Consider the following 253-nt stretch of genomic DNA (forward strand, 5'->3'; position numbering starts at 1 on the left):
CCTTACCGATTTAGAAAATATGCTGGGCTTACTCAATAAAAAACCACAAGTCACTAACGCTCCAAATGCAAATACCCTTAATGTAAAAAAGGGGGAAATTGCCTTTAATAACGTCAGTTTTAGCTACAATGCAAACCGCCCTATTCTTGATAATATTAGCTTTAAGGTTAAAGCGGGTAGTAAAGTGGCGATTGTGGGCGCAAGTGGTGCCGGCAAAAGTTCATTAGCGCGCCTGCTCTATCGTTTTTACGAT

At 40.7% G+C, this 253-nt stretch carries 1 protein-coding gene; it reads left to right on the forward strand.

The window, feature by feature from the left end:
* Nucleotides 1-253: ATP-binding cassette domain-containing protein (locus SB756_RS32710; protein WP_410913595.1), on the forward strand; the 253-nt coding region annotated here is incomplete at both ends.

The organism is Pseudomonas sp. SIMBA_068, from assembly GCF_046534705.1.
Taxonomy (GTDB): Bacteria; Pseudomonadota; Gammaproteobacteria; order Pseudomonadales; family Pseudomonadaceae; genus Aquipseudomonas; species Aquipseudomonas putida.